This is a genomic window from Caballeronia sp. ATUFL_F2_KS9A (assembly GCF_023630765.1).
Taxonomy (GTDB): domain Bacteria; phylum Pseudomonadota; class Gammaproteobacteria; order Burkholderiales; family Burkholderiaceae; genus Caballeronia; species Caballeronia zhejiangensis.
This window is the reverse complement of sequence record NZ_JALQEK010000027.1, coordinates 120,006-128,934: the sequence shown is the minus strand read 5'-3', so window position 1 is coordinate 128,934 and position 8,929 is coordinate 120,006. Positions and strand designations below refer to the sequence as shown.

The 8,929-nt window shown below is 62.8% G+C and carries 6 protein-coding genes; 1 reads left to right on the top strand and 5 read right to left on the bottom strand.

Going from position 1 to position 8,929, the window contains the following annotated elements:
• Positions 1-46 precede the first annotated feature (46 nt).
• Complete coding sequence (locus NCS67_RS31890; protein ID WP_284504096.1) at positions 47-169, top strand: hypothetical protein; 123 nt, start codon at positions 47-49, stop codon at positions 167-169.
• On the opposite strand, the gene NCS67_RS15490 is transcribed toward NCS67_RS31890, so the two are convergent.
• The 5 genes from NCS67_RS15490 to NCS67_RS15470 form a co-directional block, all read right to left on the bottom strand.
• Complete coding sequence (locus NCS67_RS15490) at positions 145-1,533, bottom strand: FAD-binding oxidoreductase (RefSeq protein ID WP_250435635.1); 1,389 nt, start codon at positions 1,531-1,533, stop codon at positions 145-147. The genes NCS67_RS31890 and NCS67_RS15490 overlap by 25 nt on opposite strands.
• Before the next feature lie 408 nt (positions 1,534-1,941).
• Positions 1,942-2,616 carry a DUF799 domain-containing protein gene (locus NCS67_RS15485; protein ID WP_250435634.1) on the bottom strand — a complete coding sequence of 225 codons (675 nt, stop codon included), beginning with the start codon at positions 2,614-2,616 and terminating at the stop codon, positions 1,942-1,944.
• 9 nt (positions 2,617-2,625) lie between these two features.
• Positions 2,626-2,988, bottom strand: a complete 363-nt coding sequence (locus NCS67_RS15480) for a DUF4810 domain-containing protein (protein WP_008353656.1) — start codon at positions 2,986-2,988, stop codon at positions 2,626-2,628.
• 28 nt (positions 2,989-3,016) lie between these two features.
• On the bottom strand, positions 3,017-3,700 hold the full coding sequence (locus tag NCS67_RS15475) for a CsgG/HfaB family protein (RefSeq protein WP_175979191.1): 684 nt from the start codon (positions 3,698-3,700) through the stop codon (positions 3,017-3,019).
• Positions 3,701-3,885: 185 nt separating this feature from the next.
• Positions 3,886-8,751: an NAD-glutamate dehydrogenase gene (locus tag NCS67_RS15470; RefSeq protein WP_250435633.1), complete on the bottom strand. Its 4,866-nt coding sequence runs from the start codon at positions 8,749-8,751 to the stop codon at positions 3,886-3,888.
• Between the last annotated feature and the right edge of the window lie 178 nt (positions 8,752-8,929).

Below are 8,929 nucleotides of genomic sequence, written 5' to 3'. Positions count from 1 at the left end.
CGTGCGAACTTCCTTCGCGACTGCGAACGTGCGCTGGAACAACTGATTGAGATACGTGCCGAGCGCGCCGGCTTCGGGCGGGGGGGGGGGGGCGGGGGGGGTGGGGGGGGTGTTTTTTCATCGCGAAACACGACGCACCTGCCGTCACGCCGCCGGCGTGATGTTCTGATTGCTGCGGAACAGGTTATCCGGATCGTAGCGCCGCTTCACTTCGGCGAGCCGCTCGTAATTCGGACCATACGCCGCTCTCACACGGTCTCCTTCTTCTCCCGTCATGAAGTTCACGTAGACGCTGCCGATTGCATGCGGCGTCATCGCGGAGAACATGTCGCGCGCCCACTTCGTGCACTTCTCGTCGTCCGCGGCCTCGCTCCAGCGGCCGTGAATGTTGATCGTGTAGATCGAATCGCGATTCGCATAAGCGGTTGCATCGACCGGCACGCGATTCGTCTGCCCGCCCATCGCGCCGATGAAGACCTCGCACTGCGTCGACGGAAGCGACTTCACCGCATTCGTCAGGATGTCGAAGGTTGCGTCGTTCAGACTCGCGAAGTTGTGCGATTTCCAGTAGTTGCGCTCACCCGGCGTGAGCAGCGGATCGAATGCCTTCTGCCATGCTGCGAACGGCATCGCGCCGAGATGTTCGCCATAGGGCGTGCCGAAGCTGCGTACGGGCGCGAGCGCCCTTTCGCCGTTTTCGACCGGGCCGACATAGCAACTCGCCAACACGACCACGGGCTTGCCGTGCGCGTCCTCGGGAAGAAACGGCAGCGGCGGCGCGAGACGCAGCACGGCCCACACGGTGAGCTCGTCGGGACATTGCGCGACGAACTCGCGATACTTCGGCAGAACCTCATTCGCCTGTTCGAGCGGAAAGACGACGAGGCCGCCGTATATCTGCGGACCGACTTCATGCAGCTGATATTCGAAGAGCGTCACGACGCCGAAGTTGCCGCCGCCGCCGCGCAATGCCCAGAAGAGATCGGGCTCGCTGTCCGCGCTCACGCGGCGCCAGGTGCCGTCGGCCGTGACGATCTCCGCTGCGACGAGATTGTCGACTGTCACGCCGAACTTGCGGCTGATCCAGCCGAAGCCGCCACCGAGCGTGAGACCGGCGACGCCCGTCGTCGAGTTGATGCCGAGCGGTGTCGCGAGGCCGAATGCCTGCGCTTCGTGATCGAAGTCGGAGAGCAGCGCGCCGGGCTCGACATAGGCGCGCTTCGCTTGCGGATCGATACGCACGGACTTCAGCGCGGAGAGATCGATCATCAAGGCGTCGTCGCTGACTGCGCTGCCCGCGATGTTGTGCGATCCGCCGCGAATCGAAACGAGTACGCCCTGCTCGCGCGCGAACGCTAGCGCGGCGATGACGTCAGCCGCGCCGGCGCAACGCACGATGAGCGCGGGGCGCCTGTCGATAGTCGCGTTCCAGACCTTGCGCGCTTCGTCGTAATCGGAATCCGACGGTGTGATGAGCCTGCCTCGCACCGACGCCTTGAGGGTGTCGATCGCTTCGCCTGAAATGTTGCTCATTGTGAGACCTCGCTGCTATATGAAGCGCCGCGACGTGTCCGACCCTGCCAGTTGGTACGCGAAAGCGCAAGGAACCCGCCATCGGATCGTGCGTGGCATGTCGATCGGATGCACGTCGGAGAAATCACGAGAACGGGGATGAATTGCAACAAGCGGACGCTTCGGCCCGCCTGTTGATTTAATGCCTTGATTTACGCGATGTAAAGTGCCCGAGCAGTTAAATCGTGCATGCGATCTAGCATGTATCGGACAAAGTTGCCGATGCGGCGATCGAGTGGATTCAGTGCTTCATGAGCTTGGTGTGTATTCCTTATTTAACGATCATCTATTAAGGAAACGACGGTTTAATCGGCGAAAAAAAACGCGCCGATGATTCGGCGCGTTGTCGCTTCTCGCGTTATGTCCCGGTCAGTCCGTTCCGTATTTCGGCGAGCGTGGCCCATACAGCAGACCGTTCGATCCACCCGTTGCCAGCAAGCGCTGACTAGTGAGTCCCGCAACGGCCCATGACTTGTCGCTGGTGACATTCACGACATGCGTGACAGCAGCTTGCGCAAGCGCGCCAATGAGACCGGACCCGACGCTCACGTTCGTGCCGACCTCCTTGCCATTCGCCGTGGCCGAACCGCTCCAAAGCGTTTCGCCTGAGCGCAGATCGACGAGCTTCGCCGCGGCCGTGACCTGAGTCGTGCTCGCGACCACTTGATACGACGAGCCGTATGCGGTGATCTTCGTGTACAACGCTGCGTCCGCGCCGAAAATGCTGCGCAGCTTCGCCGCCGAAACGTCCTGGATGTCGTTTGCAGTCGTCAGACCGTTGTGCCTGAAGGTCTCTTCCATCTCGGCGACCGGCACGACGTAGTAACCGCCCTCGGCGAGCGGCATCGTCATCTGGGACAGCATGCCGTAGGTCGCGCCGACATCCTTCGAGTCGTTGACAGGCGGAAGAACGAGAATCGAACGCGGCTTGCTGTTGCGGAACGCCGTGTAGTCCGTCTGGCTCGGCGAGCGCGAAGCGCATGCGGTCATCGTCAAGAGGACCGACAGCACCGCGATGAGTTTGCGGGAAATATTGAAAGTCATGGTCGGTGCTTACTGAAGTTTGCTCAACAGAAAATCCATATACGTAGACGACTCGGGAAAGCGCTCCTTTTCCTCGGTCAATTGCTGACGAGCCTCGGCGCCCTTGCCCACGGTCGCGTACAACATGCCGAGATGCGCGCGAAAGCCCGGAGGCAATGTCTTGTCCTTTGCGAAGACCTTCTCGCGGGCCGCTTCGAGTGCGGCGATCTGGTCGGACGGACTCGTTTGTCCCTTGAAGTATTCGTACACCTGCGGCTGATAGCCGTCCCATTGATAAAGCGACGTGGTCTGTGTTGCGCAACCCGTCAGCAGCGAGCACGCCACCGCGACCGGCAGCGCGAAGCCGGTCAGTTTGTGAATCTTGACGATCATGTTGTTGTTCGGATGAAAACGAGTGGAATTACTTTGCGGCCGGCAGGGCGCCGGCATCGACTTGTTCGGCCAGGTGATTGACCGCTTCGCTGATCGCAAGATCGAGCACCTTGCCATTGAGCGTGGAGTCATAGCTCGACGTTCCGCCGAAGCCGATCACTTCGCGGCTCGACAAACTGAATTCACCGGCGCCCTGGCTCGACGTCACGATCTCGGACGTGGCGATATCGACGATATTGAGGCTGACCTTCGCATAGGCCACCTGAGTCTTCCCGCGTCCGAGAATGCCGAACAATTGCTGATCGCCGACATCCTTGCGGCCGAACTCCGTCACGTCGCCGGTGATGATGTAATTCGCGCCTCGAATCGACTGCGCCTTGTTCGCGAACCCGGCTTCCTGTTTCGTTTCGCCAAGGTTGTCGCGATCCAGCACGGTGAAGCGTCGGCTTTGCTGCAAGGCCGTGGCGAGGATGGTCTTCGCCTGACTGCCGAGGCGATCGACGCCATCCGAGAACACGCCACGCATGTAATTCGAGCGATTGTCGAACTTGCCGATGGCCACGGGCACGGGCTTGCCCGCGAACGGCTTCTGGGAACTCGCGACGGCGGGAACCGCAACCGAGTGCGACGCCTCGGTCGCGCATCCGCCAAACAGAACTGCAACGGACGCGACCGCAACCGCGATCGCCAGGCGCCCTTTGATAACGCTCATGAATTGCCTCCAAAACGTCGAATCTTGAAAACACCTGCCGTCAGACAGGTGCTTTCGAAAAATCGACAATTATTTGGCAATTCAAATCTTTCAAAAAGAAGGACAGTTCCTAAAAATGAGTGCCGAGGGGAACGCCTGAGACGATTTGTTGAGAATTGATAAAAGGCCGCCAATCCCCACGGTCCCTACGCTCTCTCCAGCACCGCCATCTCCCTCACGACCACCAGCAGCATCGACAAACTCGCGCCGCCGCTCGCCCGCAATTCGGCCAGCAAGCGCGTGTACCGATCCAGCGCGTCCTGCCGTTTCGCGCGCCAGCTCTCGACAATGACATCCGGCGCATCGATGCCGCGCGACTGTTCGAGCGCGCTCACCGTCAGCGCGCGCTTCAATCGCGCGAGCTCTTCCAGCGCCGCCGCGCGCGCGAGCAAGTCCCAGTGCGTCGTGATCGGCAGTGCCATCGCCCGTTCGGCGATGCCGCGATAATCGAGCAACGTGCCGATGCCGAAATACACGCTCGCCACAAGTTCCAGGCCGCGCCCGGAACACGCCGCCACTTCCGCGCTGTCGAGCACGGCGGTCGCGATCTCGCCGCTCGCGACGCGCGCCGCGAGACTGCTCTCGACGCCCGCATCCTCCAGATCGCGCCGCCGCGCGTACCACGCGTCGAGCTGCGTCGCGGGCAAGAGCGCCGGCAGTTGCGGCGCGAGTCGAAGCGCCGCCTCGCGGCAACGCGCGAGCAAACCCTTCGCCTCGTTCGAGCCCGATCCGTTGTGCTTCAGATGGCGCAGGAACCACAGCGACGTATCGTCGAGCAGACGCACGACATCGACGAACATGCGCGCCTGCACTTCATCCGCGACGATGTTGTCGAGTCCGTCGATGCTGCGCCACAAATCGTCGAGATCGAAGACATCGCGCGACATCAGCGCCGCGCGCACGATATCGCTCGGGCGCGCATCGGTCTCTTCCATCAGCCGATGCACGAACGTACAGCCCACACGATTCACGAGCGCGTTCGTCAGATGCGTCGCGAGAATCTCGCGCTTCAGCGGATGGCGCTGCATCGTCTCGCTATAGTGCTGCTGCAAGGGCTTCGGGAAATACTCGGGCAGCATGTCCGCGACGAGCGCGTCTTCGGGCACGTCCGATTCGAGCAGTTCGTCGTAGAGCCACATCTTGCCGTACGCGAGCAGCACCGCGCGTTCTGGCGACGTCAGCCCCGACTTCGCCGCCGCGCGCTCGTTGATGTCGTCGTCGTTCGGCAGGAACTCGATACGCCGCTTCAGGCGCCCGGCGCGTTCGAGGAAGCGCATCATGCGCGCTTCGGCGTCGAGCGTTTCGGCGACATGGCGCTTTGCGATCGACAGCGCCTGCGTCTGCGCATAGTTGTCCTTCAGCACGAGCAGGCCGACTTCATCGGTCATTTCGGCGAGCAGCGCGTTGCGTTGCTTCTCGGTCATCTCGCCATCCGCGACGACGAGGCCGAGCAGAATCTTGATGTTGACCTCGTGATCCGAACAGTCGACGCCCGCCGAGTTATCGATGGCATCCGTATTGATGCGGCCGCCCTTCTGCGCGAACTCGATGCGCCCCAGTTGCGTGAGCCCGAGATTGCCGCCTTCCGCGACGACCTTCACGCGCAGTTCCGCGCCGTTCACGCGCACGCCATCATTCGTTCGATCGCCGACTTGCTGATGCGTCTCCGCGCTCGACTTCACATACGTCCCGACGCCGCCGTTATAGAGCAGATCCGCCTCGGCCAGCAGGATCGCGCGGATCAGTTCGTTCGGCGCGAGCACCGATGCGCTGATGCCGAGCGCCGCCTGCACTTGCGGCGAGATCGGAATCGACTTCGCCGTGCGCGGATAGACGCCGCCGCCCGTCGAGATCAATGCGGGATCGTAGTCGGCCCAGCTGGAGCGCGGCAGCGCGAAAAGACGCGCGCGCTCATCGAAGCTCGTGGCCGCATCGGGCGTCGGATCGAGAAACACATGCCGATGATCGAACGCCGCAATCAGCCTGATATGGCGCGACAGCAGCATGCCGTTGCCGAAGACGTCGCCGGACATGTCGCCGATGCCGACCACGGTGAAATCGGTCGTCTGCGTATCGAAGTTCATCTCGCGGAAATGCCGCTTCACCGATTCCCACGCACCGCGCGCCGTGATGCCCATCTTCTTGTGGTCGTAGCCGACCGACCCGCCGGACGCGAAGGCATCGTCGAGCCAGAAGCCGTATTCGTGCGCGATCGCGTTCGCGTAGTCGGAGAACGTGGCCGTGCCCTTGTCGGCGGCGACGACGAGATACGGATCGTCGGGATCGTGGCGCACGACATCGGGCGGCGGCACGATGCCATCGGGCGTGCGGTTGTCGGTCACGTCGAGCAGGCCGCGCAGGAACATCTGATAACACGCGATGCCTTCATTGAGAAACGCTTCCCGATCCGATACGGGCGGCGGATTCTTCACGACAAAGCCGCCCTTCGATCCGACCGGCACGATTACCGTGTTCTTCACCATCTGCGCTTTCATGAGGCCGAGCACTTCGGTGCGGAAATCCTCGCGCCGGTCCGACCAGCGCAGCCCGCCGCGCGCAACGCGTCCGCCGCGCAAATGCACGCCCTCGACGCGCGGCGCATAGACCCAGATTTCGAACATCGGCTTCGGCTCGGGCAAGCCCGGCACTTTCGACGGATCGAGCTTGAACGACACATACGGACGCGGCTGGCCTTGCGCATCGCGATGGAAATGATTGGTTCGCACCGTCGCCGTGATGACGCCCAGAAACTGACGCAGGATGCGGTCTTCGTCGAGATTCGGCACCTTGTCGAGCGCGGCTTCGATATCGGCGAGCACGCGTTCGGCGGCCTTGTCGCGATCTTCCGCCGAGCCGCCGCGCGCCGGATCGAAACGCACCATGAAGAGTTGCAGCAGCTTCTTCGCGATCAGCGGATTGCCGATCAGCGCGCGCTCGATATACGCATCGCTGAAGGTCGAGCCAACCTGCCGCAGATACTTCGCATAGGCGCGCATGATCGTCACGTCGCGCGCGCCGAACTCCGCGCGCAGAACGAGACGGTTGTAGTCGTCGTTCTCGATCTCGCCCGACCACACGCTCGCGAACGCGTTTTCGAAGAGCGGCTTCACGCGGTCGATATCGAACTCCACGTCGTCCTGCAACTCCAGCCCGAAATCGTGGATCCACGCATTCGGCGCGCCGGTCGGCTCGATCAGATACGGCCGCTCTTCATCGACACGCACGCCGAGATGCTCCAGCATCGGCAGGCTGTGCGACAGCGCGATCGGATCGCCGACGCGATACACCTTGAAGCGAAACGCGCGGCGTCCGGCTTCGATCGGCCGGTACAGGCTCATCGACAAGCCGCCGGGCCGCGTATGCGTCGCCTCGATCAATTCGATGTCGCGCACCGCCGTGCGCGCCGGATAGTCCTCGCGATAACCCGCCGGGAACGAATCGGCATAACGCTGCAGGAGCCGGTTGCCCGCTTCCTCGCCGTGACTGTCGATGAGCGCATCGGCGAGATCGTCCTGCCAGCGGCGCGCGACCTGCACGACGCGCGCTTCGAGTTCGCGGGTATCGACTTCGGGCATCGCGCCTCTGTCCGCACGCACGACGATATGAATGCGCGCGAGCGGCGATTCGGACAGGAGCGGCGTGAACTCGATGCTCTTGCCGTTGAACGCTTCCATCAACACACGGCTGATGCGGCGGCGCAAGTCGGTGTTGAACTTGTCGCGCGGCACGAAGACGAGGCATGACACGAAGCGGTCGAAGCGGTCGCGCCGCACGAAAAGCCGCGTGCGCTGATGTTCCTGCAAACGCAGCACGCCGATGGCGATATCGAAGAGCACGTCTTCATCGGCCTGGAACAGTTCGTCGCGCGGATATTGTTCGAGCACCGTGATAAGCGACTTCGCCAGATGCCCCTTCGCGAGAAAGCCCGCGCGCCGCACGATGTTCGCGCATTTGCGGCGCACGATCGGGATCTCGGACGTGGGCACGAGATACGCCGTCGACGTATAGAGACCGAGGAAGCGCCGTTCGCCGATCACCTTGCCATCCGGCGACGTGCGCTTCACGCCGACATAGTCGAGATAGCCCGGCCGATGCACCGTCGCGCGCGAATTCGCCTTCGTGAGAAAGATCGGCGCCGCGCCTTCGATGATCGCGGCCGCGCCCGGCGGCAGCGGCGTCACGTCCCCGTCGGACGGCGCGCGCAAGGTTTCGCGCAAAATGCCGAGGCCCGAGCCGGCCACGCCGCGCAGCGCGAAGCCGCCTTCATGCTCGACGAGTTCGTAATCGCGGCAGCCGAGGAACGTAAAGTGATCGGCGACCATCCATTCGAGGAACGCGCGGGACTCGATGCCGTCGGGCGTCGTATCGCGCGCCTTCAGATCGTCTATCGCTACACGCGCGGCCTCGGTGACTTTCGGCCAGTCTTCGACCGCCGCGCGCACGTCGCCGAGCACGCGCGCGATGTTCTCGCGCACTTCGTCGAGACGCTCGCCGTCGCCGCAGCGATTGACTTCGAAATGGATGAACGATTCGAGCTCGGAGTTGCCGTCGCCCGCTTCGGCATGACCCTGACCGATGCGCTCGATCTCGCCCGTATGCGCGCCCTTGCTCGCGCGCCAGACGCGAAACACCGGATGAATCGCCGAATGCAGCGCGAGCCCCAGGCGGTTGAGTTCCATCGTCACCGAATCGACGAGAAACGGCATGTCGTCGTTGACGATCTCGACGACCGTGTGATCCGAATGCCAGCCGTGCTGCTCCAGATTCGGGTTGTAGACGCGCAGCACCTCGCGCCCCGGCACGAACTTCTGCGCGGTCTGCCAGTGCGCCATCGCGGCGCCGTAGAGATCGGCGACATCGCGGCTCGCGATATCCTCGACATCGACCTGCTCGTAGTAATAGCGAAGCAGCGGCTCGATGACCTTGAAGCTTGGCTCCGGCAATCGCCCTCTCGCGAACTCGAGAAGATCGTTGATGAGATGTTCGACCCGCGCTTCGTTCTTGACCAGCATGGTGTCCTCCCGAGGCTTTCGGTTGCGGTGCGATTGCGGCTCGCGCTTCGAATCAAGGAGATTATGCGCCGCCCCGGCGCATCGCTCGCGGGTCGGGCATGTGCGGTTGCACAAAGACGGTGCGCGCATTCCGGCTACGTTAGCCGCATCGCATGACCTTTGCGCGACATCGGCTTTC